This window comes from Clostridia bacterium (genome assembly GCA_035561135.1).
Classification (GTDB): domain Bacteria; phylum Acidobacteriota; class Terriglobia; order Terriglobales; family Acidobacteriaceae; genus DATMYA01.
On record DATMYA010000052.1, the window covers coordinates 74,788 to 100,679 of the forward strand.

Genomic DNA, 25,892 nt, shown 5'->3' on the forward strand with positions numbered 1-25,892 from the left:
ATTTTTCCGTCGCAATGCAGGCTGGATTCGGCCAACATCTTGGACTTCTCGACGCACGCAGTCAATCGTGAATTGATGGTCGGAATCCGGCACCTCGGAAGCACAACGTAAACCGAAGTCCCTCCCCGCAACACAAGCGGATCCACCTTACCTAGGACTGACTTCATGGGCTCAGGAGTGCCGCCCCTTCGGGCGGTCCGCAACGAGGTTAGCTTCCATCTTTTGACTTGCGACGGGGTGAAGTGCACACAAAAAAAAGGCGGTCCGCCCGGATATTGCGAGCTGGACCGCCCCTTTGTTAAAGCGAAAGCGTGTTCTTACTCTGTCGCGAGCTGCCAACCCTTCTTGCCGACGACGAGCTTGACGGTGGTCGATGCCGGTGCGGCGTGGTAATAATCCGCTCCGTGCTTCTGGATCACCGTAGCGCGTTGCCATGAAGAAAGTGCCTGCAACTCTTTGCCGGACGCATCGAAGAGCTCGCCCATGCTATTGGGCTCCCACTTCCATGAGTACTGCACGAAGGCGACGTTCGGACCCTGCATCGTTACCTTCTGCACTTCAAGGAGCTTGCGCGCCGCCAGCGGAACCGTGTATTCGGCAGTGCCGTCCGCATCTTTCTGCGGCGGAAATTCCGGGAAAGCGGCCAATGCCTGTTCGCCCTTCGGCGTCAGCTTAATCTGCTTGCGGGCATTTGCATCCGGCTTGCCGATGGTGACAAATCCGGCTTTTTCCAACACGGTGTAATGCGGCTCTGTTGCCGTGCTCCAGCCGATCAGCCCGGTCTGGAACGCAGTTGTCGCGGGGCCTTTGGCCTTCAGAGTTTGCTCGATGACCTGGGCAGCGTCTTCCGGCTTTAGAGTTTTCTTCGATTGGAAAATAATGTACCCGAGTCCGCCGACCACGATGAGAACCAGTGCGGCGATCATGACTACAGGACCAAGGGAGGATGACTTCTTTTCCAGAGCAATTTCTTCTTCAAACATCGGTATCCCTCCTGTGAGAGTACCAACGGCGGCCGTCTTCTTCCGTCCGATACCTTTATGATAGGCCCGGTGAATACCCTCTTCCAAGCGCTTTTCAGCCGCTGGACATTACTTTGGAGGGACGGCCCCGGCCCGGACATGTTCCAATACGAGCGTTCGAAAGGTGAGTAGCCGGTGCGCAAGGCCGTCCTGATCTACAACCCATTCGCCGGGGGCGGGCGCGGCGAGCGCCAAAATGCGATCGAAGCCGTTGCGTCCGTGCTGCGTGCGGGTGGCATAGATGCTGCGCTGGCGCCCACGCGTGCCGCTGGATCAGCCCCGGAGCAGGTGCGCGAGGCGCTGCGCGAAGGCTGCGATATGGTCGTCGCCTGCGGAGGCGACGGCACCGTTCACGAGGTGTTGCAGGGCTTGGCGGAGACGTCAAGCAATGCGTCGCTCGGCTTGATTCCCCTGGGTACCGGGAATGTATTGGCGAAGGACCTTGGGCTTCCTGCAAATCCAATTGCCGCAGCACGCTCGCTGTTGCAGTTCCGGCCGAAGCGAATCGCCGCGGGAAAGCTGTGCTACTGCAACGCTGCCGGCGAGGCCGTGGCGCGCTACTTCACAGTAGCGGCCGGCGTTGGCGCGCATGCGCAACTGATCTATGCGGCCAATGCCAACGTGAAGCAGCAGCGCGGCCTGGTTGCGTACTACACAAAGGGATTCCATGTGTTGTTCACGCATCCGTTTGCACCCTTCGAGGCGGAGGTAACGCGCGTGGACGGTGAGACCATGCGCGGCACGGTGCAGGAGATCGTCGCCATGCGCGTTCGTTCCTTCGGTGGGATGCTAAAGCGCTGGATGCCGGGTGGTGCGCTGGAGCACGACTATCTGCAACTGGTCGTAATTCGTGATGCGTCGCGTCGCGGATTGGTGCCCTACACGGCGGCAACCATACTTGGGTCGAAATGGAGACCGGCGGGAGTGGAGATCATGCCGGCGGCACGCGTTCTCTGCAAGCCTGCTGCGTGCCCCATCGGCGAGACGGCGCGCATCCACGTGCAGGCCGATGGTGAAATTATCGGGCAGATGCCGCTGGAAATTTCCATTGTGCCGAATGCCTTTACGCTGCTGATGCCGAGAGCGTAGAGTCCAAGAAGGATTGTGCGCCGGATCAATAGCGCGTGCATCCAAAGTCAATTGCGTCTAATTCCGACGGGGACCGAATAAATTGGAACCAGTCACACACTTCTTGACCGGGGCCTGTATGGCCCGCGCCGGATTCACGCGCAAAACCGCGCTGGCAACCGCGACCATGGTGCTCGCCGCCGAAGCCCCAGATATCGACATGCTGTGGTACCTCGGAGGAAGCAGCGTCGGCTTTGTCCATCATCGCGGCTTCACCCATACCCTCATTGGCATACCCGTTCTTTCCGCCTTGGTGGTCGTTTTGATGTATGCGTGGCATCGCTGGCGAAGTCGAGGCGAAGGCCCGTTTCCAAGGCCGGCTGGAGAGGCCGGGCCGCTGGCTCCGCGCTGGGGTGTGCTGTTCGCGCTTGCGTGCCTCGCCGGCTATGCCCACCTCCTGCTAGATTTCACCAACAACTACGGAGTGAGACCGTTCTTTCCGTTCAATGCGAAGTGGTATTCGTGGGACATCGTTTACATTATCGAACCGGTGATTCTGGTCGTGCTGTTAGTGGGACTCGTGCTCCCCATGTTGTTCTCGCTGGTCAATGAGGAGATCGGCGCACAGCGCACAACATCACGCGGACGCGGAGGTGCCATCTTCGCGCTGGTTGCGCTGCTGATGATCTGGGGATTCCGCGACTTTCAGCATCGCCGGGCAGTAGAGGCGCTGCGCTCGATGGTTTACCAGAACGAGCCGCCATTGCGAGTATCCGCTTACCCCTACCATACCAATCCGTTCGCCTGGCACGGGGTGGTGGAGACGGACACGTTCTACGAAACGGTTCACGTGGATTCGTCGCGTCCGGAAGTGGACCCGAATGGGCGTGCGCTGGTTTACTACAAGCCCGAGGAGACCGCCGCTATTCGTGCAGCGAAGGATTCGTATCTCGGACGTGGATATTTCGACTGGTCGGTGTACCCGGTGATCGAACAAGAGAAGCGCAACCCGGAAGGTGGCTACGTCGTGCGCTTCCGTGATCTGCGCTTTGCGACTCCGGAGCGCCGATTTACGCCGCTGAGCGCCTATGTGCTGCTGGATGAGAATCTAAAGGTGATGGACGCGGGCTTCCGTTCCAGGAACCCTGTTCGCGACCGCTTGGAAAGCGACGCGCCTCCCGAGAACGGCGGAACGCGCTGAGCTGAATACTGAGAACCGCGCCGACGTGACGTAGACGCTTGACGTAGCGGTACGGTCGTTGACAGAATCAATGTTCACAAACACGAGGTGACCATGCTGGCGTACCTGTTCGTTGTTGCTGCAATCGCACTCCGCTTCCTGCCCCACCCGCTGAGCTTCACTCCTGTTGCTGCCTCGCTGTTGTTCTTTGGCGCCAGGATGCCTCGCAAGCATGCCTGGATTCCGCTTGCGATGCTGGCTGCGAGCGACGTGATCTTGACCAAGGTTATGTACGGCTATCCGCTTACTGCCGACCACGTCCTGACGTGGGCGTGGTATGCCGCAATCCTCGGTCTGGGCTCGTTGCTGGCCAACAATGGCAGCGCGCTACGCATTGCCGGCGCTTCGTTGACGGCTTCTATCTCATTCTTCGTGGTCAGTAACTTTGCCGTGTGGATGGTCTGGGACATGTATCCGAAGACGCTGAGCGGCCTGATGACCTCCTACGTTGCCGCGGTTCCCTACTTCCGCAATACGTTAGCGTCTGACCTGCTGTTCACGGCGGTCGTGTTCAGCATCGGTATTGCCGTCGAAGCGTTTTCCGGCAAGACCGCGAACCGCTCGGCCACAGCATAGTTGCAGTAGAAAACCTGGCCGGGCTATCGACCCGAAAGTTGATAGCTGGACCAGTTGGAAATCGAAAAGCCGGAGGTTAGGGATCCGGCCCAGAGTGCTGATGAACCCCGCCGTTTTTTAGCGGGGTTCGATGTTTACGGAGTTAATTTAAATTTCGGGTGGATGGGTGGTTGCGACCCCCGTGGTTAGCCGTGCGATAACCGATAACCGCGTAGATGATCGCTCTCAACATTCTCTCTGCAGATACGAACTCTCTGCAGATACGAAGTCCTCGCAAGACGCGAGGACTTTGTGAAGTACTTGTCAGCGATCCGGGAGCGCCAGCAGTGACGGCGTTTGTAGTGCTCTTTCCAGATTCTGCGCAACCGATCGCAGTGGCAGCGTGCTTACCGCACGTCAACCTTCAAATTGATGCGCGCTTCGGCGCGGCTATCGAATGCGCTTAGCGTTTTGGAATCGCTCGCCTTGCCGTTCACTTCGGCGTGGACTTCATAATCCACATTGGGCGAGAGCGCGTGAAAACGGTAGCCGCCTTCGCTATCGGCGATGAAGGTTTTCACTGTCAGTGTTTTCGTGTTCTTCAGGTATACGATGGCACTCGGCAGAGGTCGATCGCCTTTGTCGGTTACCTGGCCAACGAGCGAGCGCATCCGCTGTTGGGCAACCTCAACCGAATCGCGCGCACCTCCGATCTGACCGGTTGCCATGGCAACAGCGGCCAGCAGCAGCACACTTACGGCGAGAGTCTTTTTCACCGTTACCCTCCAACTTTGTATTCCTTAGTCTACTCTGTTAGATGCAGGCCGACATCCTGGCGCTCATCATTCTCGATGCGCACCTCCAGTTGCGGTTGGGCCTTTCCCTTGGTCTTTACATCGGCCCACACGATATACGAAGCCTTGCCGGCCGGGACACGTTGCGCGAATTCGCCGCGGCGGTCGGAGATACGCTCCCAACGCGCTTTCTTCTCGTCTGTGCGCCGTATCTTGATGCGCACGCCGGAAGCGGGCCGATTGTCTGGCGTCCACACTGTGCCATAAATCAGGGCGTAGGGCTCTAGTTGCTTGTCCGCAGAAAACGCGGGCATTGCCGGCCCCGCAAGCACAAGGCCGAGCACAGCCAGCAGGAGTATCCGCCGGGCAGCGAAGGACGCTGCGGAACGTCGTGCGCTCCGCTCAGAAGTCACTTTCTTCCTCTTCTTCCACGGTGTCCGTCTCGTCCTTGACCTTCGTGAGTTCGAGAGGGCCGACACCGACGACTTCGAAATCGCAGCCGCACTCCAGGCACGACACGATTTCCCCCTCGTCTAGTTCGCTCTCTTCAACATCGAGATCACTTTCACATTCTGGACATAAAACCATGATTGCCTCCCAAGATCGACGCACCACCCGGTTCGACCTTATTGCCGAAGTGAAGCCGCAAAGAACCCGGGCGTCGCCGCACTTTTATATTTAGAATCACTTTCCGGCAGCGTCAAGTGCCGGCTGCAGACAAATGTACAAATTCACTTCGCCTTCAAAAGACTTTCTTTGCCAAGGAAGGGGACTCATGAATCACAGATACAGCTTTCTTTGGGTGGCCGTTCTGATGATGTCGACCGGAGTCGCGGTTGCCCAGCAGAAATCGGATGCTGCTTCCAGCACGAACCGTCCCGATGCCGCCGTTCGGAAGGCGATTACCCAAGTCGAAGCCGCGAACCTCAGGAACACTGTAGATAAGCTGGTCTCGTTCCACACACGCCACACTCTCTCCGTCGATATGCCGCCCGCTTCGGGCAAAGGCATCGCTGCCGCGCGCGATTGGATCAGGTCCGAATTCGAGCGTTACAGCAAGGATTGCGGCGGCTGTCTCGACGTGCGCCTGGACTCGTTCACCGAAGCGCCCACCGAGCGCATCCCGAAGCCGACAGAACTTTCCAATGTTTATGCGGTTCTCCGTGGTACTGATGCGGCGAATGCGAAGCGAGTTTACCTCATCACAGGGCATTACGATACTCGCGCGTCCGAGACCAACGACTTTGAAAGTGCATCGCCGGGCGCGAATGACGATGGTAGCGGCGTCGCCGTCGTGCTGGAATCGGCGCGCGTGTTGAGCAAGTCGAAGTTCCCGGCCACCATTGTCTTCATGGCCGTGGCTGGCGAAGAGCAGGGATTGAACGGCGCACGTCACTTCGCGAAGATGGCGAAGGCGGAAGGGTGGAATGTCGAAGCCGTACTCAACGATGACACGGTTGGCGGCGACAAATCCGATCCCAGGCAGGACCGCACGATCGTTCGCGTCTTCTCCGAGGGGATTCCACTTTCGGCAAATCCGCAGCAGATTCGGGCGATTCGCGCCACCGGCTCAGAGAGCGACTCCAGCTCGCGGCAACTCGCGCGGTACATCGTCGATGTCGGACGCCAGTATCTGCCGGCGCGTGGCCTCCAACCGAAGATGATCTTCCGCAGCGACCGCTTCCTGCGCGGTGGCGACCACACGGCATTCAACGAACAGGGTTATGCTGCCGTCCGGTTCACCGAGTACCGGGAGAACTACAATCATCAACACCAGAACCCTCGGACGGAAAATGGCATCGAATATGGTGACCTGCCTAAGTTTGTCGATTTCGATTATGCGGCAAACGTGGCGCGCCTGAATGTCGCGACGCTGGCTTCTCTGGCCTCGGCTCCCGCGCCGCCATCACAGGTCCGGCTCCTCACGAAGAACTTGGAGAACGACAGCACTCTACGCTGGGAAGCGGCGCCAGGTGGCCTCGCGACCGCATACGAAGTGCTCTGGCGCACGACGACCTCGCCCACTTGGGACAACGTCGAGAGGGTTGGCAGTGCGACTATGGCCACGATTCCGCGCTCCAAGGACAACGTGATCTTTGCCGTACGCTCAGTCGATTCGAAGGGGCATCGCAGCCTTCCGGTCATCCCGGTTCCGGAACGCTGATCGGCCAAGAGGTAACGCATGGCACGCATTGGTAGCACGATGTCATTAAGTTTCCCGCGCTTCACAGGCGCGGTGAAGAAGCTCGTAATTATCAATGCCGCCGTCTTCCTGCTGATGGCTTTGCTGCGGGGACTTGCGCCCGGCATTTACAGGTCAATACTACTTTTCGGCGCACTCGTTCCCGACAGCGTAGCGCACGGCTGGATTTGGCAGCTCGTCACATATTCATTCATTCACGCGGGCGTGTTGCACCTTCTGTTCAACATGCTCGCGTTGTGGATGTTCGGCTCGCAGTTCGAATCCGACTGGGGACGCAGACAGTTCCTTGAGTTCTACTTCTTTTGCGTCATCGGCGCAGCGCTCACGACCATCACCATAGGCTATCTCGGAGTCGCACTCTTCAACGCTTCGCCTGCGACGCCATTCTTCGGGACGCTTGCCAGGATTGTAGGCACGGCGACCGTCGGCGCTTCAGGAGGTATTTACGGCCTGCTGATCGCTTTTGGCATGTTGCACGGCGACCGCGAGATATTCATGTTCCCGCTGCCTTTCACCATCAAGGCGCGGTACATGGTGATGATCTGGATTTTTCTAGCCGCTGCGGGAGCGTTGCAGGAGGCGGGGGGAGTGGCGAGTTTCGCCCACCTTGGCGGCGCGCTGTTCGGCTGGTTCTACCTGCGATTCCTGCCCAGGCGAGGACTGCAATTCGCAACCTCGGAAAGCTACTACGGAATCCGGAATCGCTATTACAAATGGAAGCGTCGGCGCGCTGGCCGCAAGTTCGAGGTGTATATGAATAAGCATAAGCGCGAGGACTACTTCGATGAGTATGGGAATTTCAAAGACCCTGGCGGCAAGAATCGCGGAGATGACAAACCGCGTCCGCCCTGGGTCAATTGACCTTAGTTGAGCTGTTTGGCGGGGGAGTGTACTCGAGAGCTGCGCGCAAGTGGCGCACACGATGATCTCGGGTACAGGTCCCCCATTTCGGAGCGCATCACAGTTTCACTAAGATGGCACGCGAGTTAGGAATGTTGACAGTTCGCCGGAAGGAAAATGACAAAAGGGCTGCCGAATCGGTAGCCCTCTTGTTTTGCTGACAAATTGGATTTGCGGCTGCAAGACAAAAGATTTCTGTCCTCCTGAGCGAGGGCGTAAGCCTGAGTCGAAGGATCATCCCTTTTGCCAGCTCAGTGCTGATCAAGGGAGTCCTTCGACTTCGGCGGCTTTGTCAGGGAGACAACGAAACCCGACAGCTCAGGAACCACTTTGTGTATCAGCTTGAAGGGCACGCCTTCAGGCGTGCCTTGAGTCGCATTGCACGTAAGTTGCTGAAGAACATGGCTTGCTCCGTCAACTCCGGGCGGGCGAGGTGCATCTATAATGGTTTGCGCGAGGAGATTATGAAAACCCAAAGCAAACTCGCAATTCTCGCCCCGACCCCACGTCCCTGTGTGTTCTCCCTGCCTGACTATTAGGGTCGCCACACGTTGTCTGCAATTCCTCTAAGACTTGGAATCCGTTGAGTACGGCAGACGCGTGCTACAGGTACGACTCCGTCTGAGGCCCCGGCGCCGAAAAGCGCACCGGCAACCTTCGAGCGATGCCTCCCGGTGGGGTTTCAAAGGCAGGCGCTCCGGCTGGGTACTGGGCGAAAGCCATCGGTTCAATCATTTTGTTCGTACCGGAAAGAAGTTTTGTATGTGCTGGGTGTGGTTGGTTCTGGCAATTCTGCTGGAAGTGGCCGCAACAGTTTTCATGAAATTGAGTGATGGATTCACGAAGATGGCTCCAACACTCTTGATGACCCTGTTGTATGGCTTGAGCTTTATTCCGCTGGCGCTGGCGTTGAAGCGCATGGAAATCGGAACGGCCTACGCGGTGTGGTCGGCGCTGGGGACAGTGCTCGTAACCGCCGCCGGCGTCGTGCTCTTCAAAGAGAGCATAAGTCCACAGAAGGTTGCGTCGATCGGAGTGATCATCATCGGAGTTGTGTTCCTGAGTCTGACAACGAACACAGAAAAGCGGCAGCCCCGCGAAGCTGAGAACCGTGTCTCCGGCCCGGAGCCAGGCGGCAGCGCCGCTGCAAACAGATCAGCATGGAACGCTGGCGTGACAGAGGCTGCGGCAGCGAAGCAACCTACTACGGATGCGACATCACACCCGTGATCTGGATTCGGGAGACTGGTGATTCCAGCCCTGCGTCACGCGATTACTCGCGACGACTTACTCGCCCGCTACGGTCATTCCATCGATACGCAGCGTGGGACACGCCAAGGCGCCGCGGAATTCCAGATCGTTTCCGATTTCGGAGACGTTGTTCAGCATTTCCTTGAGATTCCCGGCGACAGTGATTTCTTCGACAGGGAAAGTCAGCTCACCGTTTTCGATCCAGAGGCCGCTCGCGCCGCGCGAGAAGTCGCCGGTTACGAGATTCACGCCAAAGCCGAGGAACTCAGTTACGTACAGGCCGTCCTTAACATCAGCGATGATGTCCTTCGGAGACTTGGAGCCGGGCTCGAGAAAGAAGTTACCAGCGCCGATTCCGGGCGTGCCGGCCAGTCCTCGCGACGCGTTCCCCGTAGTTTGCAGTCCGAGCTTCTTCGCCGTGTAGGTGTTCAAGAGGTAAGACTTGAGCACGCCGTTCTCAACAACCGTGGTGCGTCGGGTAGGGACACCCTCGCCGTCAAAGGGCGAACTGCCGAAGCCTCCGCGGATGGTGCCGTCGTCCACGACCGTGATGTTTGACCCGGCAATTTGCTCACCGAGTTTGTCGGCCAGGAACGAGGCATGGCGATAGATGCTGTCGCCGGTCACGGCTTCGAAGATGTGTTCGAGCAGTGCGCGAGAGACCTGCGGATCAAAGATGATTGGCACGCGCGCGGTCTTTACTTTCCGTGCGCCGATGCGGCGCAACGTTCGCATCGCCGCCGCCTTTCCGACCGACTCTGGCGACTCGAGTTTCTGCAGCGTTCGCGCCACCGAGAACCAGTAATCGCGCTGCATGTTGCCGTTTTCGTCCTGCGCAATCGGGACGGCCGAAACAGAGCAGTACGAACGGTTGTATTCGCCGACAAAGCCATGCGAATTCGCCAGAACCTTCGACCCGACGGCGGCGTCGAAGGTGCCACCTTCGGAGTTCGAGATGCGCGGGTCTGCCTCCATCGCTGCTTTCTCAGCCCGCCGCGCGTAGTCTATGCGGTCTTCGGTGGAGAGCGAGTAAACGTCGTCGTAATAGAGATCGAGGTCGGCGTCGATGGAACCAAGCTGCGACGGCTCAGGTATTCCGGCGAACGGATCTTCCGAAGTGACCTTAGCGAGCGCAATCGCGGAGCTAACCATCTGCGCGACGCCTTCCGCGGAGAGATCGCTGGTCCAGGTGCTTGCCGCGCGCTGGCCGGCGAAGACGCGAATGCCTAGCGCGCGACTGCCGGATTCTTTCAAGGTCTCGACATTGCCGAGGCGAACGACCGTAGAGAATTCGCTACCTTCGGTTACGACGGCTTCAGCGGCGGTAGCGCCGGATTCCATTGCGCGGTGGACAACGTCTGAAGCGAGTTGCTTGAGATTGAGTGCTGGTGCGGTTTCTGTGGTCATCGAACCTCAGCGGATGAGCCGCTACTTTGTTGTGCTGGCTGAGCGCTCGGCACCAGCCGTACCCTCCAGCAGATTACGATTTTTACGAATTCAACTCTCGCAAGCTATTCGGCGCTTCCGGTCCCGCCGACGGTGAGGCGGTCAATCTTCAGCGTCGGAATGCCCACGCCGACAGGAACCGACTGGCCATCTTTGCCGCAGGTGCCAACGCCTTCATCCAGTTGCAGGTCGCTGCCAACCATGCTGACACGCGTGAGAACGTCAGGGCCGTTGCCAATCAGAGTCACGTTTTTCAGTGGCGCGGTGATCTTTCCGTCTTCGATCAGATACGCCTCGGAGGCGGAGAAAACGAACTTGCCATTCGTGATGTCTACCTGCCCGCCGCCGAAGTTGGCAGCATAGACGCCCTTTTTAACCGAACGGATGATGTCTTCTGGCGCGTCCTCACCGGCGAGCATGTAGGTGTTCGTCATGCGCGGCATGGGAATGTGCTCGTAGCTTTCGCGACGTCCGTTGCCGGTATTCGGCATATCCATGAGCTTGGAAGACAGCTTGTCGCTCAGGTAGCCCTTGAGAATCCCGTTCTCGATGAGCACCGTGTTCGACGTGGGATTGCCTTCATCATCCACATTGAGCGAGCCCCGGCGATTTGGAACCGTGCCGTTATCGACGACGGTGCACTTGTCGCTGGCGACGCGGCGTCCGAGCAAGCCGGCGAAGGCTGACGTCTTCTTGCGGTTGAAGTCTGCTTCGAGCCCGTGGCCGATGGCTTCATGGAGAAGGATGCCGGGCCAGCCGGGGCCAAGCACAACTTCCATTTCGCCGGCGGGAGCTTCGCGAGCGTCTAGCTGGATTATGGCCTGACGCGCGGCTTCGGTGGCGAAGTGCTCGGGCGTCTTGTCGGTTTGGAAAATGTCTAGGCCGACGCGCCCGCCGCCGCCGGCGCTTCCGCGCGAGGACTGCGAATCATCCCGGGCAATGACGCCTATGCTCATGCGCGCCAGTGGCTGCACGTCCTCCGCAAATGTTCCGTCAGAACCGACGACGAGGATGCGGCGCAGCTCGTCTGCGTAGCTGGCGCGGACTTCCTTAATGCGCGGATCGTAGCCGCGAGCGGCTTTATCGGCGCGGAAAACAAGCTCCAGCTTTTCAGAAATCTCGGCATTCACGGAAGGCAGCGGGACCGGGTAGAGGTTATGCCGCTGATTCTCTTTCAAGTTGACGACCGGGTTCTGTGCCGGCCCCGTCGCGATCAGAGCCGCAGTGCGGGCAGCATGCAGAATCTTTGCGGGCGCAAGGTCGTCCGTGTAGGCGTAGCCGGTACGCTCGCCGGTTATGACGCGCACACCGCATCCGGCGGAAATGCCCTGCGAGGCAGACTTGACCATTGACTCGTCAAGGCCGAGCGCTGTGGAAGTCATGTATTCGAAATAGAGGTCGGCGTACTCGCCGCCGGCCGAAAGGGCGGCGGCAAGATAGCTCTCGACGTCCTTTTCGTTCAGGCCATATTTCGAGAAGAAGAAATGCTTTTCTGGATTCACGATACTCACGCCTTATTGGATGCTCGTGGTGGTCTGAATGGAGCAGAACAGAGGACTTAGCCCTTTATTATCCCACCTGCATGGGCAAGGCGTCTGCACACGAGACGCGTTGGTTCGTCGAGCATCCGAGGCGATCCGTCGCCTTATAGATAAAGCAGAGCCGTCCGTCGGCTTTGAGCAGCCTGTTAAGCTGCGCGGGGATCTGTATCGGCAGGACCGATCTGCGAAGCATCAATCACGGTGTCGATAACCGGGCAATCGCCTAGAACCGGAGCGCAGCCGGGGTCGGTCATCGCATTCTTTTCACGCTCATCGAAGCCATCCTGCGTGAACTGCTCCTCCTCCGTGGACCCACGCAGCGCAGTCACAGACGACGTGCTGCCCGCGATCGTCCGCGTGACTTCGTCGAAGTAGCCAGTGCCGACAAATTGCTGATGCTTCACAGCCTTGTAGTCGAAGTGGTGCTCGCGGCTGAATTCTTTTTCCTGCAAACGCGCATAGGCCGTCATGCCCGACTGAGCGTAACCGCGCGCGAGTTCGAACATGCTCAGGTTCAGGGCGTGGAAGCCTGCCAGGGTGATGAACTGGAACTTGTAGCCCATTGCGCCCAGTTCGCGCTGAAATCTCGCGATGGTTGCGTCGTCCAGCTTCCTCTTCCAGTTGAACGACGGGGAGCAGTTGTACGCCAGCATCTTTCCTGGGAACTTGTCGTGAACAGCATCGGCAAAGCGCCGAGCTTCTTCAAGGCTGGGCTCGGACGTTTCGCACCACAGCAGATCGGAATACGGAGCGTATGCAAGGCCGCGAGCGATTGCGGATTCAAGCCCGCCCTTGATGCGATAAAAGCCTTCAACGGTGCGAGCTTCACCTGTGAGGAATGGGTGGTCGTAAGGGTCGGCGTCCGTCGTGAGCAGATGCGCGCTGTTCGCATCGGTACGCGCAATTACCAGGGCGGGAACGCCCATAACATCCGCCGCAAGCCGCGCCGCCACCAATTTCTGCACAGCTTCAGCAGTGGAAACCAACACCTTGCCGCCCATGTGCCCACACTTTTTCGCCGATGAAAGCTGATCCTCGAAGTGGACTCCCGCGGCACCCGCCTCGATCATGGCCTTCATCAACTCGAATGCGTTCAGCGTTCCGCCGAAGCCGGCCTCGGCGTCGGCGACCAGCGGCACAAACCAGTTCACGCCGTTGCTGCCCTGCGCATGATGTATCTGGTCCGCACGCATCAGTGCGTTGTTGATGCGACGCACCATCGCCGGAACGCTGTCGGCCGGATAAAGGCTCTGATCGGGATACATCTGTCCGGCGGTGTTCGCGTCGCCCGCAACCTGCCATCCGCTGACGTAGATCGCCTCTAGCCCGGCCTGCACCATCTGCACAGCCTGGTTGCCGCTCATCGCGCCGAGGGCAGCCACGTAGCCGTCGGACGACATCATTTCCCAGAGGCGTTCAGCGCCCATGCGGGCCAGCGTGTGTTCAATGTGTACAGATCCGCGCAGGCGCTCGACGTCTTCCTTTCCATATGGCCGCTCGATGCCGCTCCAGCGGGAGTCGGTCGCCCAAATCTCCGTGATATCGAAGTCTCTTCTGCCATTGACTGTCACGTTAGTTCCCCTTTCGAGCAAACTTCAGAACGGATCAAACTCCTCGTTGCGAACCATCGCCTCGCTGATTCGTCTCGCTTCGCGGAACGTTTCCGGCGAACCCAAATCCTTTCCGGGATGGGCGATCAGTTTCCCCAACTCTTCATCAAACAGGCGTGCAATGTATTCCGGCGTATGTGCAACTGCTTGGCTGTTATCGCTCAAGATCGCCACGCGGTCGGAGTGGCGCATGCGTTGCGCAAGCATCAGGCGGTAGATGCGGTCGGTCGCCAGGTCTTCCATGTATCCATCCAGCAGGGACGCGCCCTTTCCGTTCAGCACGCCATTGCGATAGCGAATGACGGTGCGGATCGCTGCGCGTGTTCCCGCAAGCGTTCGCTGTCCGACGCCATCCGGCACCGGACGCAGGTTCGGATATCGCTCGAAATGTTCGCGCCGCGCATGGAGTTGGTTCGGCACGGGAAACTGGTCCACCGCAATCTGGTTCTGGTCCGGATGTCCAGTCCACGCGCCGTCCATCAGGCTGTTGGACTCGTTGCGCTTATCTTTCTCCAGCACAGAGAGTGCGCGTGCGTTCAACTCGGGATCTTCGCGGCTGGGGTACAAGGCCGTCATGCCGCCGATGGCGAGTGCTCCGTGCCTGTGACAAAGCCTTGGCAGCAGTTCGCGTACGCCCTGGAAGAAAGGCACATCGTGAGGAATGGTGTTGCGGTCGGGAAGCACCCACGCGGGGTCGCTCAGGTTGAAGTTGATGAGCGAGGCCATATAATCCCACCGCCCGAGGTTCAGACCAAGGATGTGGTCGCGCAGGTTGTAGAGGAACTCTTCTATCTGGTAGGCCAGCGGATGCGATTCCACCAGCGCCATGCACTTGATGTAGTTTTTCGGCCATCCGCGCGCTTTTGCAATCGCCTGGAAGACATCGCGCCACCACAGCGCCTCCTCGGCGGACTCCGATTTCGGAATGTAGATCGAAAGCGGATGCTTCAGCTCTTCGGGCTTCACCCGATAGGCAAGGTTCGCCAGGTCGAAGAGCGAAGCTGACGTGAGGTCGTCGGGGAATATGCCGCCCTGGTTCAGATGAAGTCCGCGCACGCGCAGCCAGATCACGGTTTTGCTCGGATTGATGCCGGCTTCTTTGTGGCGCTTCTGATCGTAGAAGCTCAGCTCACCGCGCAGCGCCTTCATGATGTTCTCGACACCGAGCATCTGGTGATCCCAATCGTTCACCGTAGAGTCTTCAAGGTCGAGCATCACGCCGGGCGCGCCGGAGTTCAGCATCTTGACGACCAGCTCGGCATCGTCCGCCGGGCCAGTCATCTGGTTCCGCTGGTCGGCACACCACTCCGGCAACTCAATGCTCCAATCCATGGTCGTCGCCTCCGAGGGAGGCAGATGGTTTGGCTTGTCGCCCGCGAGCGAACGCTTCAGCACCATCTTGCGTTTCGAAACTAACTCGCGCTGTCGCGGAGTAAAGCGCTCATGCAGCGGCGACAAAAATTCCATGAATTCCAGCGGAAATGTCTTTTGCAAATCGTGACCTGCGGGGGCAGAGTTGAGATGAAACCCAACCGTGTGCGCGACGTTGACTGTGGAAACGGCCATGCGTCTCCTTTCGCTGAGGCATCGAGATCAGGAACGCTCGGCTTTGTTCGGTACAGGAGCCGAACGCGGCTATGCAGCGTGAAAAACTTACGGAGGATTCAGCCCAACTTGGACCGGGGCAAGTCCAGTAAAACGGTTGGGGTAATAGAACTCAAAGCTCAGGCGGCGCGACGGCCGTCTTCGTAGCGTTTAGAAGCCATGCCTAAGTATCTGGTTTGCTGAGAAGTTGTAGCGATCACGTGCGTCATTCCGGCGCTCTGCAACATATCCCAGGGCTGAACAGGCGTGGGTACGTTCGGCCGCAACGTGGGATGTAACGCCTTTGAGCCCGGTTATCCGTCGTTTTCCACAGTTTCCTCTTAATTCCACAGCTTCTGCACAATCGCCTTAGGGTTTGGACTTGCTTCGCCCTACCCTCGTGGCGCAAAGTCCAACTATGCAGGAAGAGCCTACTCCGACGACTGCCGCAACCGACGTGTGTCTCACCTGCTCCGGTTCCGGCTGGAAGATGGTTGCCGCGCTCGACCAGGCTGGCCGGGAAGTGCAGAAGGCCGTCCGGTGCGACTGCCACCTGCGTGCTCGCGGCTTGCGCCTGCTCGAACAGGCCCGAATTCCCAAGCGCTACGAACAGTGCGAACTTTCCAATTTCGATTTCGAAGGGCCGCACCGCTCCCTCGCTCCTGCGCGAATGGCCTCCTATCGCTTCGTCGAGGAGTTTCCGATGGAGCGCGCCGGACTTCTCCTTATCGGGCCAATCGGAGCCGGCAAGACGCATCTGGCAGTTGGCATCGTCAAGGAACTCATCTCGCAGAAGGGAATCCCGTGCCTCTTCTACGACTATCGCGAACTGCTCAAGGCAATCCAGAACTCCTATAACTCAACGGTTCAGACCACAGAGATGGAGATTCTGCGGCCCATCTTCGAAGCCGAAGTCCTGGTCCTCGACGAGCTAGGGGCTGTAAAGCCGACCGAGTGGGTATGGGACACCGTCTCGCACATTTTGAACACGCGCTACAACGATAAGCGCACGACGATCATCACCACGAACTATCAGGACCTGCCACCTGGCGGAGCCGCCGACGAGGGGCGAAGCTACTCGGCTGCTGCCCGCGCTGCACGCGAGGAAACTCTCGGCGACCGCATTGGCGAACGAATGCGTTCACGGCTCCACGAAATGTGCAGGATCATCCGCGTGGAAGGCGACGACTACCGCATGAAGTTGAAGAGCGCGAGCTTTCGGTAGCTTGTACTCTGCTCCGTTTGCGCCCTCCATCCATGCTTGTCCTTCGAAACTGCTATAAACTTTCCCCGTGCTCTCTATTCGACTTGAGTTCTCGCCCGCCTCTGACGCGGAATTCTTTGCTGCGCTGCCGGCCTCTCCGGCTGTGTTTCTATTGCGCGGCGATGACGCGAACTCGGAACCCTACATAACGAAAACAGCAAGCCTTCGCCGGCGTCTGCTGCGCCTGCTCGGTCCCGCCGACTCGGCGTCGAAGCGTCTGAACCTGCGCGAGCGCGTTCGCAACATTGAGTACTCTCCGACTGCGTCCGACTTCGAATCCGGATTTCTGCTCTACAAGGTTCTGCGCGAAACGTTTCCGCAATCGTATGCCGATCGCCTGCGCTTGCGTCCCGCTCCGCTGATCAAGCTCATTCTCGATAATGCTTATCCCCGCGTTACCGTCACATCGCGCATCAGTAGCATCCGCGCGGGTAACGCGTATTTCGGGCCGTTTCCGACGCGTACGGCGGCCGAGAAGTTTGCAAACGATGCGCTCGACTTCTTCGGGATGAGACGCTGTACCGACGACCTTGCGCCCGATCCCACTTTTCCGGGGTGCGTGTATTCCGAGATGAAGATGTGTCTTGCGCCGTGCTTCAAGGGTTGCAGCGACGAGAGATACGCGGAAGAGGTTGCTCGCGTTCGCGCGTTCCTCGAATCCGGCGGACGCACGCTCACGCACGAACTCTCCGCCGAGCGCGATCGCGCCAGCGAATCTCTCGACTTCGAGAACGCTGCCGCATTGCACTCGAAGATTGAGAAGCTTCGCGGCGTATGCCAGCAACTGCCCGAAATCGTTCGCGCTATTGATCGCCTCGACGGCGTTCTCATTCAGCCTTCAAGCGAAACCGATTGCGTGCGCCTGTTCAAGATCGTCGCCGGACGCATCGCCGACCCTGTTGACTTGAAACTCGGAGCACGCCAGGCATTGGCGGAGAATGTTGCGCCGCAACCGGGTCGGTCGCGCATCCCGCAGTCGATGGAGTCGCGCATTGCCGAGGCTCTAGCGTCTGCACCTGCGCCCCTGGCGCAATCAGCGCAAGAGTGGATGGAGCACCTCGCCATGCTCAAGCGCTGGTATTACCGCACTTCGAAAGTTGGGGAAATATTTCTCGCGGACGAAAAAGGCGATCTACCTATGCGCCGTGTGGTGCGCGGCGTCTCGCGAGTATTCAAGGGAGAAAAGCCTCAGGCGGACCTAAGCGAATCGGCCCGCGATTACTGGATCAATCGCGGGAGGGAAGCTCAGCTTGATTCCTGACTCGTACTCGCGGTGCTGCTATTCCTCTCCGACGGCCTTGTCGAACGCCGTTTTCCCCGCTTTCCTGCCAGCCTCGCCAGCCATTTCGCGGCCACGTTCCTTGCCTCGGCTCTTCATCTCTTCTACCTTGTTGGCGATCCGGTGTCGTGTTTCTTCGCCGCGTGAAGGCGCAATAACCAGGCCCACTCCGATACCTATCATCAACCCCAGTATGAAGTTCATTCCATCTTCCCCCGCGCATTAAACGAAGCGTCATCAAATGAGCGAAACTTTGTCCAACGAATCTGATGCCGCAGCGAGGGTCAGGGCTTGCCAGCTTCGGCCGCGTTGCCGTGTTCCCTGCTGTGCTTTCTGAAGATCACGCGCACACCGTCACGCCAGTGTTCGTCGAGTCCCAGCAGTTTCCATTCGATCTCCGGAGACAAGTAGCGCAGCAGAGTATCGGTTGTTGGATGGACGTGCAGCGACGGCGCGGCCATGATGAGTAGCGGACGCTCGCTCGACAACTCGCGTCCGGCGAAGTATCCAAACTTCTGAAATTCTCCGCGCTCGTGATGCCAGCGCACTCGCGCCCAGTAGTCCAGGCCTTGAAGCGGAAGGTGCAGATCTTCATCGGCCTTGAGTTCAATGACGGCGAGCCGTCCCTCGCGCGTGACCGTCAGCACGTCGATCATCGCGCGGTCACCGCCCGAAAAGGCCGGAACCTGCGAATACACGCGGTGCGAATCCAGGCGCTCATCCAGAGCGTTCACGTCGCGCATCACCATCGACTCCAGCCAGCGCTCGGGCTGAATCCTGTAGAGAGTCTCGGTGCGGTTGCGTAGCGCACGCTCGTGCCATAGACGCTGCCAAAGCTCTCGGAAGATCGGCATCGTCTCGTCGCTCAAAGGAATCTCAGCCGCGCCCGGACCGAAGAATATCTGCTCGCCCATGCGAAAGCTTCCGGGCATCGGCTCAACACGCGCACGCGCAAACTCCAGACCATGCAAACGAAAGCTGATTTCTGCTGCGGATGCGATGACTACTTCTACACGTGGACATATCTGCTGGATTTGTTCGATGGACGCTGCGAACCTGGAACGCGCTGCGTTCAGATCCGGAGCGTGAACCAGCCGTGTCGCGATGTTTCCGGTGTCGCTGGTGTCAATCTCCTCTATGCGCTCTACGGCTTCGTCGAGTTCGAAAAGCTGCCACTTCGCCGCCGAGCGGTTCAGGTGAGCCATTCGCATTCGCACCGCGGCCGAGCGGCCTGCGGGTAAGAACATCCGCAATCCCTCGACGTGGAGCTTGCCGGCCAGTCGCTCGCGGCAATCGTCCATCCATAGAATTCCGGTAGAGAGCGCGCCGTCCACATTCGCCTGCGACTCCTGCGCGTTCACTCCCACGATGGCGAAGGCAGAATTTCCGTGTCGCACCAACCCGCGTACCACCGTTGGACCAAACGAATGCTCCAGGGCTGGAGCCGACGTCAGCTTCTCTAAGCGCCAGCCAGAGAAGTCCCGGTCGATCATGCGCGTGAGCAAACGGAGATATGTTGCACGCGCAGCCTTTTTTGCGGAAGGCGTACGCCGGTCGGCGTCGGCGCAGAACTCCAGCTTTGAGGGCTTCGCTTGCCCGAAGCGCATGACCGCGAGTTTTAGCACGCCGGCTCTCGATTCCGCACTTACCACGCGCCGAACGATGTTGCGCTCTTCCGACCAGATTTGCAGAACGCATTTGTCGTTATCCGGCGCGAGCGAGTAGTGCGCAGACGAGAAGTCGAACAGCGCGTGCCCATCTTCAACGACGACGGCGTGCGGCGCGTCGGCGAGAAAGCGCTCGATCTGTTCGGAAAGCCGCTGGGCGAGAGAGCCTGTCGTCATAGAGGCCGTGGGGCGAAACACGCTGAAAGCGAGAAGCGGTGATGTTACATCAGGGCTAACCTTCGACCAAACTCGTTGTCAACGAGAGACGAATCAACGGGCAACAGGCCAGTCTATTCGAAAAAGATGTGGTCATGAAGTCGCCCCTATCGTACTTCCTGCGTCACTGGATCATAGAGCGAATAAAAGGCGACTTAAGCGTCAAATGCCGGTGCTCTCTTCGACAAGCTGCAGGCATCCAACAATTGCGGCTTTAATTCCTGCGCGCCAGCAATTCTATGGACCGCTATCTCTGTATTCATTGCCACTTCTATCAGCCGCCGCGTGAGAACCCATGGCTCGAAGCGGTTGAGCTTCAAGACTCGGCCGCGCCCTACCACGACTGGAACGAGCGCATAACCGCCGAATGTTATGCGCCGAATTCGGCGGCTCGCATTCTGGATGGGAAGGGCCGCATACGCCGCATCATCAACAACTACGCCAATATCAGCTTCAACTTCGGACCTACGCTGCTTTCCTGGTTGGAAGAGAAGGCACCCGACACGTACGAGGCAATTCTCAGGGCAGACGACGACAGCAAAAAACGTTTGTCTGGACATGGAAATGCTCTGGCTCAGGCATATAACCACATGATCCTGCCGCTCTCATCGCGACATGATAAATACACGCAAGCGTTGTGGGGCATACGCGATTTTGAACACCGCTTCCGTCGCCCGCCGGAAGGCATGTGGCTGCCGGAGACCGCGGCTGACACGGAGAGTCTCGAAGTGCTGGCCGACCTCGGCATCAAGTTCACCATTCTCGCGCCGCACCAGGGGCGGCAAGTCGAGAAACTCGGCACCGCTCGCAGGCGCAACGTGGAGGGAGGCAAGATCGATCCCACCCAGGCCTATGCCTGCCTGCTGCCTTCTGGACGAACGATCACTCTCTTTTTCTACGATGGACCGATCTCTCGCGCCGTAGCCTTCGAGGGACTACTGTCGAATGGCGACAACTTCGCCAACCGCCTCGTTGGCGGGTTCAATGAACATCGCAAGTGGCCGCAGCTGGTGCACATCGCAACTGATGGCGAAACCTACGGGCACCACCATCGACATGGCGAGATGGCTGTTGCGTACGCGCTACACCAGATCGAGTCCAATGGTCTCGCGAGGATTTCTAATTACGGCGAATACCTTGAGAAGTATCCGGCGACGAATGAGGTCGAGATTATCGACAACACTTCATGGAGTTGCGCGCATGGCGTAGAACGCTGGCGCAGCAATTGTGGATGCAACACCGGCATGAAGCTGGGGTGGGAACAGGAGTGGCGAGGACCGTTACGCGCGGCGCTCGATTCACTTCGCGACAATCTATCTGAGGTTTATGACCGCCTCGCAGGCGAAGTGCTGGATGAGCCCTGGGCGGCACGCGACAACTACGTTGACGTTGTGCTCGATCGCTCGGCGGAAAACGTTGCGCGGTTCTTCGAGAGTTTCGCGAAAGAACCACTCAGCTTGCAACAGAAGGTGCAAGCCCTCAAGCTGCTGGAAATGCAGCGACACGCAATGCTGATGTACACGAGTTGCGGATGGTTCTTCGACGAACTCTCCGGTATAGAAACCGTGCAGGTCATCATGTACGCGGGGCGCGCCCTACAGCTTGCGCAGGAGTTGACTGGCGACCATCTGGAAGAACGATTCCTTGCAATGCTGGCGCAGGCGCACAGCAACATCACCGACATCGGCAATGGCGCGAACGTCTACAACCGCTGGGTGAAGCCGGCGCAAGTTGACCTGCTGAAGGTGGCGGCTCACTACGCCATCAGTTCCGTGTTCTATGAATACGCCAAGGAGAGCACGATCTTCTGCTACGAGGTAAAACTGCACGACCACCATCGAACAGACTCCGGACGCGCACGGCTCGCCATTGGTCATGCGGAGGTTGCTTCGCGGATTACCTTGGAGTCGCAGCAAATCAGCTTTGGCGTGCTGCACTTTGGCGATCACAACGTCAGCGCCGGTGTTCGAACTTTCCGCAACTTGGAGAACTACGCTGTCCTGATGAGCGATGCCGAGGCCGCCTTCACGGCAGTCGATCTTCCCGGCACCATTCGATCTCTTGATCGTAGCTTCGACGGAATCACATACTCGTTAAGATCTCTCTTTCGCGACGAGCAGCGACGCGTGCTCCGCCATATTCTTCGTTCCGCAATGCTCGAGGCCGAAGCCAGCTATCGCCAGCTATACGAACACCACGCGCCGTTGATGAACTTCCTCAGTGACATCAACTCCCCGATGCCTCGCGTGTTGGGCGTCACGGCCGAGTTTGTTCTGAATGCCCTGCTGCGCCGCGCTTTCGCCGAAGGTGATCTGCACGTGGAACGAGTTGCGACCATACTGGAAACAGCGAAGCGTGAAAAGGTGCCGCTTGACGTCGATGACTTGAGCTTTACGCTGAAGCGACGGCTGGATAGCATGGCTGGCGAATTGGCGGTGAATCCGCGCGAGCAGACGCTGGCGCAATTCAATGCCGCTATCGCGCTCGTGCGCACGCTGCCGTTCGAGGTCGATCTCTGGAAATTGCAAAACGTGTATTACCACCTGCTGCGATCCGTCTATCCGGAGATGCGTTTGCACGAAGGCGATGGCTCTCGCGCTTGGTCGCAGGAGTTCGAGGAGCTGGGCGTGCAGTTGGGGATCGAGGTAGAGTCGCCGACGACGGAGGAGTTACCTAATGCCGCGTGAATATGCCGAGTGTGCCGGCAGCGCGGACTCCTTGGTTCTGGTTCGTAGAACCTGCTTGACATTGGCCTGAATCGGTAGCTAAATGCTTGCCGCCAGGTAGAACCTGCCAGGAGCGAGCATGAACAAAGCCGATTTAATCGACAAAATCGCGGCCTCTTCAGGCATCAGCAAATCACACGCCGCCACCGCGATCGACTCCATGATTGACGGTGTAACCGCTGCCCTTAAAAAGGGCGACCGCGTGACGCTGGTGGGCTTTGGAACCTTTTCCGTATCACAGCGCAAGGCGCGTAATGGACGGAACCCGCAAACAGGAAGCGTGATTAAGATTGCTGCACGCAAAGTCGCAAAGTTCACGCCCGGAATCGATTTGAAGAAGGCCGTGAATAAGAAATAGCTGCACGATTTTGTGCCGGCCCAGGTTCGAGCGGCGGTCACCCCGCCGCTTTTGTTGTGCCCCGAAAACGTTGTGCCCAAAAATGTCTTGCCCGAAAACGCGACTGGAGAGCGCTTCCCGTAGATGGCGTAACGTACTGCACCGACCGTATCTGTGGCTCCGCTATGGCTGCGGGGTTGCGTAGAAGGGCTGATTCCGGTAGAATCAGTGTTTCGCGTAGAGGTTTTATTGAGTTATGAAAGCAGCCACCCATCCGACGTACGACGAAATCCGCGTGCATTGCGCTTGCGGCAACGTGTTCCTGACCCGCTCGACACATAAGGGCGACATCCACGTGGAAATCTGCTCCGCCTGCCACCCGTTCTTCACGGGCAAGCAAAAGGTGATGGACACCGCAGGCCGTATCGAGCGCTTCCGCCGGAAGTACGCAAAGAACGAAGCCGCGAAGAACGAACCCGCAAAGCCTGAAGGCGAGACCAAGTAGGCTTCTACTTCTAGCGCGAAAAGCTCAGGCCTCCGCTTCGGCGGAGGCTTTGTTTTTGCGTGGCGAAAGTATCACCCTGCCAAAGGTAAAATAGAGTCGTGGGGAAACAGTTCGACAATTTGGTCCAACGCATCGCTCCTAGAGGCGCGCGCGTACCTGCTTCCTATGAGGTGGGCGGCGTGAAGATCGCCCCTGCGACGGTACTGGCACCCATGGCTGGCGTGACCGATACGGTCTTCAGGCGCTTCATTCGCCAGATGGGCGGGTGTGGCCTGCTGATGACCGAGTTCACTTCTGCCGACGGCGTTCTTCGAGGCAAGGACAAGAAGGCAAAGCGCTACTTGCATTTCTACGAAGACGAGCACCCCATCGCGGCCCAGCTCTTTGGCTCCAATCCGGAGACGCTGAGGGAGGCGGCGAAGATGATCGAGGGACTTGGCTTCGACATGGTGGACCTGAACCTGGGTTGTCCTGCGAAGAAAGTCGTGAAGTGCAATGGCGGCTCCGGATTGCTGCGCGATCTGCCGCTCATTCGTCAGATATTCGAGAGCGTTCGCGCGGCTGTGAAGATTCCGTTTACGGTAAAGTTTCGCGCCGGATGGAATGAAAAGGAACTCGTTTTCCTGGACCTTGCACGCATAGCTGAAGACTGCGGGTTGAACGGTGTCGCCATTCATGCGCGCACTCGCGAGCAGGGCTACAGCGGCAATGCGAATTGGGACTGGATTCGTGATCTGAAACAGGCGGTGAAGATTCCTGTCGTCGGTAATGGCGACATCCGCACGCCCGAGGACGCGGCGGCCATGGTGGCGCACACGGGTTGTGACGCGGTGATGATCGGTCGCTCGGCAGCTTCGAATCCCTGGATATTCCGGCAAATCGAGGCGTACACCGCGACCGGCAAATATGAAGTGGCAAGCGAGGCTGATCGCTACGACATGATTGGTCGCTACTTCCGGATGTTGATCGAAGAAGGATACAGGGACGCGCCCGGCAAGATGAAGCAGTTCGCCTCCTGGTTCACGCATGGCGTGTACAACGGCAGCCATTTGCGTAAAGCCATATACGAAGCGAAGGACGAACACGAAATTCTCTTGGAAGTCGAAAAGTTCTTTGAGAGTTCGCTGGCAGCGCAGCGCCCGGTTGCGTCCGCAGCAGCGGCGATAGAGCCCTTGCCCAACATGATCGACTGCGGCTGATTCGATCTTGGGCGATTCCACTCCTGAATTACCGACGTAATTTGTCTCGTTCCCCAGTTGTGCTACATTTGCTTACCCATCCCCCAGAAGACCCTGTATGGAAAACGGAAGCGAGTACTCCCAGGTGCGTCAGTGGGCGCGCGTTCAACTGGAACTGCGCGTCAAGATCAGCTACAGCCGGCACAACGTTCTGCAGAGCACACATGGCCGGTCACACGATATCGGAGAAGGTGGCTTTTCGATTTACGTACCCTGCGAACTGATAGAAGGCGAGCACGTCGAACTGGAATTCACGCTACCGGCCTCTCGCACCCCCATTCGCGCACGAGCAACGGTACGTAATCGCGAGGGATTTCGCTACGGCATCGAGTTCGTCACGCTCACTAAAGCACAGCGCGACGATATCGCGCGGCTCTCCAAGGCTTACCCTGCACTCACAAGAAATACAGGTGCAGCTTCATAGCTGCCCACAGAAATCACAACTTCACTGAGAACGCGTGTCATCCTAAGGCCGCGCTCGTTTTGGCACGCCGAAGAACCTGCTTCTATTTCAGCAGTGACATGAAAGCTTTACGCCGTTACAGCCTCGCGTACTGGCTTTGCCGCGAGCCTTCCCTGTTCATCTGCCCCAACGAACGCCCATGGAATCTTAGGATCGTGCGTGAAAATCGTAAGCCAGCGCTGCGGCAGAGCGTCGTCGTAATAGCGATGCCGGCTCTCGATCGTCTCCAGCGGAAACAGGTCGTAGGCCATCACCCACGTTGGGTGCAGGTGCGCCGCGGTGGGAATCAGGTCGCCGATATAACAAGCAGTGTGTCCTCCGCTTTTGAAGATGACGGCCTGGTGATTGCGCGTATGCCCCGGAAAGACGCGCACCGATACGCCGGGGACAATCTCCTGGTCGCCTCGCAACAGCTGCATCTGACCGTTCTCAACCAGCGGGTTGTAGTTGTCGCTTATGTAGCTGATACGATCGCGCTCGTGCTGCATATTGGCGTGGCGGAGCTCACCTTCTTGCGCGTAGTACTTCGCTTTGGGAAACGTGGCAACAACTTTCCCGCCGCGCAAGAAGGTGTTCCATCCACAATGATCGAAATGTAAATGCGTGTTAATAACAACGTCGATCTCGTCCGGCGCGATCTTTGCTTCTTCCAGCGCGTTCAGCAGGCGAGCTTCATTCTCGTAGATGCGCAGCAACTTGTCCGGCAGCTTGTTGCCAATGCCGGTTTCCACCAGCACCGTGTGCTTGCCCGTGCGAACAACAAGCGTGTTGAGACCCAATCGCAGGCGGTTGAACTGGTCGGGAGCAAATTTCTTCTCCCACATAGGCTTTGGGACGACGCCGAACATCGAACCGCCATCCAGATAATAGCCACCGTCAGAAATCAGGATCAGTTCAAAATCGCCTAGCGTAGTTCGGTGCAATGTCGCTGTCTCCTTCAGAATTCACTACATCAGATGCAGCGAACCACGTCGTGGCTCCAC

23 protein-coding genes and 1 pseudogene are annotated in these 25,892 nt (G+C 58.4%); 13 read left to right on the forward strand and 11 right to left on the reverse strand.

From position 1 onward, the window contains the following. Positions 1-317 precede the first annotated feature (317 nt). Complete coding sequence (locus VN622_11575) at positions 318-983, reverse strand: hypothetical protein (protein HWR36499.1); 666 nt, start codon at positions 981-983, stop codon at positions 318-320. 174 nt (positions 984-1,157) lie between these two features. Between VN622_11575 and VN622_11580 the strand changes: the two genes are divergently transcribed. From VN622_11580 to VN622_11590, 3 genes are all read left to right on the forward strand, one after another. Then, positions 1,158-2,111 carry a diacylglycerol kinase family protein gene (locus tag VN622_11580; protein HWR36500.1) on the forward strand — a complete coding sequence of 318 codons (954 nt, stop codon included), beginning with the start codon at positions 1,158-1,160 and terminating at the stop codon, positions 2,109-2,111. Between the two features lie 82 nt (positions 2,112-2,193). Next, the gene (locus VN622_11585) at positions 2,194-3,291 is read left to right on the forward strand and encodes a metal-dependent hydrolase (protein ID HWR36501.1); all 1,098 of its coding nucleotides are present in this window, start codon (positions 2,194-2,196) and stop codon (positions 3,289-3,291) included. A 93-nt stretch (positions 3,292-3,384) separates the two neighbouring features. Further along, entirely contained in the window at positions 3,385-3,906 is a 522-nt protein-coding gene (locus VN622_11590; protein HWR36502.1) for a DUF6580 family putative transport protein, read from the forward strand. Between the two features lie 386 nt (positions 3,907-4,292). Here the strand turns inward: VN622_11590 and VN622_11595 are convergent, their stop codons facing one another. Genes VN622_11595 through VN622_11605 form a run of 3 tightly spaced genes read right to left on the reverse strand, consistent with a single transcriptional unit; the run spans position 4,293 to position 5,267 of the window. After that, on the reverse strand, positions 4,293-4,661 hold the full coding sequence (locus tag VN622_11595) for a carboxypeptidase-like regulatory domain-containing protein (protein HWR36503.1): 369 nt from the start codon (positions 4,659-4,661) through the stop codon (positions 4,293-4,295). Between the two features lie 29 nt (positions 4,662-4,690). Further along, on the reverse strand, positions 4,691-5,092 hold the full coding sequence (locus tag VN622_11600) for a hypothetical protein (protein ID HWR36504.1): 402 nt from the start codon (positions 5,090-5,092) through the stop codon (positions 4,691-4,693). Then, positions 5,082-5,267 carry a hypothetical protein gene (locus VN622_11605; GenBank protein ID HWR36505.1) on the reverse strand — a complete coding sequence of 62 codons (186 nt, stop codon included), beginning with the start codon at positions 5,265-5,267 and terminating at the stop codon, positions 5,082-5,084. Before VN622_11605 ends, VN622_11600 begins: the two co-directional genes overlap by 11 nt. A 187-nt stretch (positions 5,268-5,454) precedes the next feature. Between VN622_11605 and VN622_11610 the strand changes: the two genes are divergently transcribed. The 3 genes and pseudogenes from VN622_11610 to VN622_11620 all read left to right on the forward strand — a co-directional run bounded on the left by VN622_11610 (position 5,455) and on the right by VN622_11620 (position 8,850). Next, a complete protein-coding gene (locus VN622_11610) occupies positions 5,455-6,843 on the forward strand; it encodes a M28 family metallopeptidase (GenBank protein ID HWR36506.1) in 1,389 nt (462 codons plus the stop codon). An 18-nt stretch (positions 6,844-6,861) separates the two neighbouring features. Then, on the forward strand, positions 6,862-7,743 hold the full coding sequence (locus VN622_11615; protein HWR36507.1) for a rhomboid family intramembrane serine protease: 882 nt from the start codon (positions 6,862-6,864) through the stop codon (positions 7,741-7,743). An 801-nt stretch (positions 7,744-8,544) separates the two neighbouring features. After that, positions 8,545-8,850 (forward strand): annotated as a pseudogene (locus VN622_11620) (multidrug efflux SMR transporter). Positions 8,851-9,069: 219 nt separating this feature from the next. Here the strand turns inward: VN622_11620 and VN622_11625 are convergent. The 4 genes from VN622_11625 to VN622_11640 all read right to left on the reverse strand — a co-directional run bounded on the left by VN622_11625 (position 9,070) and on the right by VN622_11640 (position 15,196). Beyond that, a complete protein-coding gene (locus VN622_11625; protein HWR36508.1) occupies positions 9,070-10,440 on the reverse strand; it encodes a TldD/PmbA family protein in 1,371 nt (456 codons plus the stop codon). Between the two features lie 104 nt (positions 10,441-10,544). Then, a complete protein-coding gene (tldD, locus tag VN622_11630) occupies positions 10,545-11,990 on the reverse strand; it encodes a metalloprotease TldD (protein ID HWR36509.1) in 1,446 nt (481 codons plus the stop codon). A gap of 176 nt (positions 11,991-12,166) precedes the next feature. Beyond that, positions 12,167-13,591, reverse strand: coding sequence for an isocitrate lyase (gene aceA / locus VN622_11635; protein ID HWR36510.1), 1,425 nt, complete (start codon positions 13,589-13,591; stop codon positions 12,167-12,169). 24 nt (positions 13,592-13,615) lie between these two features. Next, positions 13,616-15,196 carry a hypothetical protein gene (locus tag VN622_11640; GenBank protein ID HWR36511.1) on the reverse strand — a complete coding sequence of 527 codons (1,581 nt, stop codon included), beginning with the start codon at positions 15,194-15,196 and terminating at the stop codon, positions 13,616-13,618. A gap of 436 nt (positions 15,197-15,632) precedes the next feature. Here VN622_11640 and VN622_11645 point away from each other — a divergent pair, with 436 nt between their 5' ends. Together VN622_11645 and VN622_11650 are read left to right on the forward strand one after the other, a co-directional pair. Beyond that, positions 15,633-16,439: an ATP-binding protein gene (locus VN622_11645; protein HWR36512.1), complete on the forward strand. Its 807-nt coding sequence runs from the start codon at positions 15,633-15,635 to the stop codon at positions 16,437-16,439. A gap of 67 nt (positions 16,440-16,506) precedes the next feature. Beyond that, positions 16,507-17,739: a UvrB/UvrC motif-containing protein gene (locus tag VN622_11650; GenBank protein ID HWR36513.1), complete on the forward strand. Its 1,233-nt coding sequence runs from the start codon at positions 16,507-16,509 to the stop codon at positions 17,737-17,739. Between the two features lie 18 nt (positions 17,740-17,757). Here the strand turns inward: VN622_11650 and VN622_11655 are convergent, their stop codons facing one another. Both VN622_11655 and VN622_11660 read right to left on the reverse strand, forming a co-directional pair. Then, positions 17,758-17,961 carry a YtxH domain-containing protein gene (locus tag VN622_11655; protein HWR36514.1) on the reverse strand — a complete coding sequence of 68 codons (204 nt, stop codon included), beginning with the start codon at positions 17,959-17,961 and terminating at the stop codon, positions 17,758-17,760. 80 nt (positions 17,962-18,041) lie between these two features. Further along, complete coding sequence (locus VN622_11660; protein HWR36515.1) at positions 18,042-19,601, reverse strand: hypothetical protein; 1,560 nt, start codon at positions 19,599-19,601, stop codon at positions 18,042-18,044. A gap of 278 nt (positions 19,602-19,879) precedes the next feature. Between VN622_11660 and VN622_11665 the strand changes: the two genes are divergently transcribed. From VN622_11665 to VN622_11685, 5 genes are all read left to right on the forward strand, one after another. After that, positions 19,880-22,327 carry a DUF3536 domain-containing protein gene (locus VN622_11665; protein HWR36516.1) on the forward strand — a complete coding sequence of 816 codons (2,448 nt, stop codon included), beginning with the start codon at positions 19,880-19,882 and terminating at the stop codon, positions 22,325-22,327. Positions 22,328-22,445: 118 nt separating this feature from the next. Further along, positions 22,446-22,724 (forward strand): HU family DNA-binding protein, encoded by a 279-nt coding sequence (locus tag VN622_11670; GenBank protein HWR36517.1) that lies wholly within the window; start codon positions 22,446-22,448, stop codon positions 22,722-22,724. A gap of 235 nt (positions 22,725-22,959) precedes the next feature. Next, the gene (rpmE, locus tag VN622_11675) at positions 22,960-23,208 is read left to right on the forward strand and encodes a 50S ribosomal protein L31 (protein ID HWR36518.1); all 249 of its coding nucleotides are present in this window, start codon (positions 22,960-22,962) and stop codon (positions 23,206-23,208) included. 98 nt (positions 23,209-23,306) lie between these two features. Beyond that, entirely contained in the window at positions 23,307-24,407 is a 1,101-nt protein-coding gene (gene dusB / locus VN622_11680; protein HWR36519.1) for a tRNA dihydrouridine synthase DusB, read from the forward strand. A gap of 97 nt (positions 24,408-24,504) precedes the next feature. Then, a complete protein-coding gene (locus tag VN622_11685; protein HWR36520.1) occupies positions 24,505-24,870 on the forward strand; it encodes a PilZ domain-containing protein in 366 nt (121 codons plus the stop codon). A 107-nt stretch (positions 24,871-24,977) separates the two neighbouring features. Here VN622_11685 and VN622_11690 read toward each other — a convergent pair whose 3' ends face one another. Further along, a complete protein-coding gene (locus VN622_11690; GenBank protein HWR36521.1) occupies positions 24,978-25,832 on the reverse strand; it encodes an MBL fold metallo-hydrolase in 855 nt (284 codons plus the stop codon). Positions 25,833-25,892: the final 60 nt, after the last annotated feature.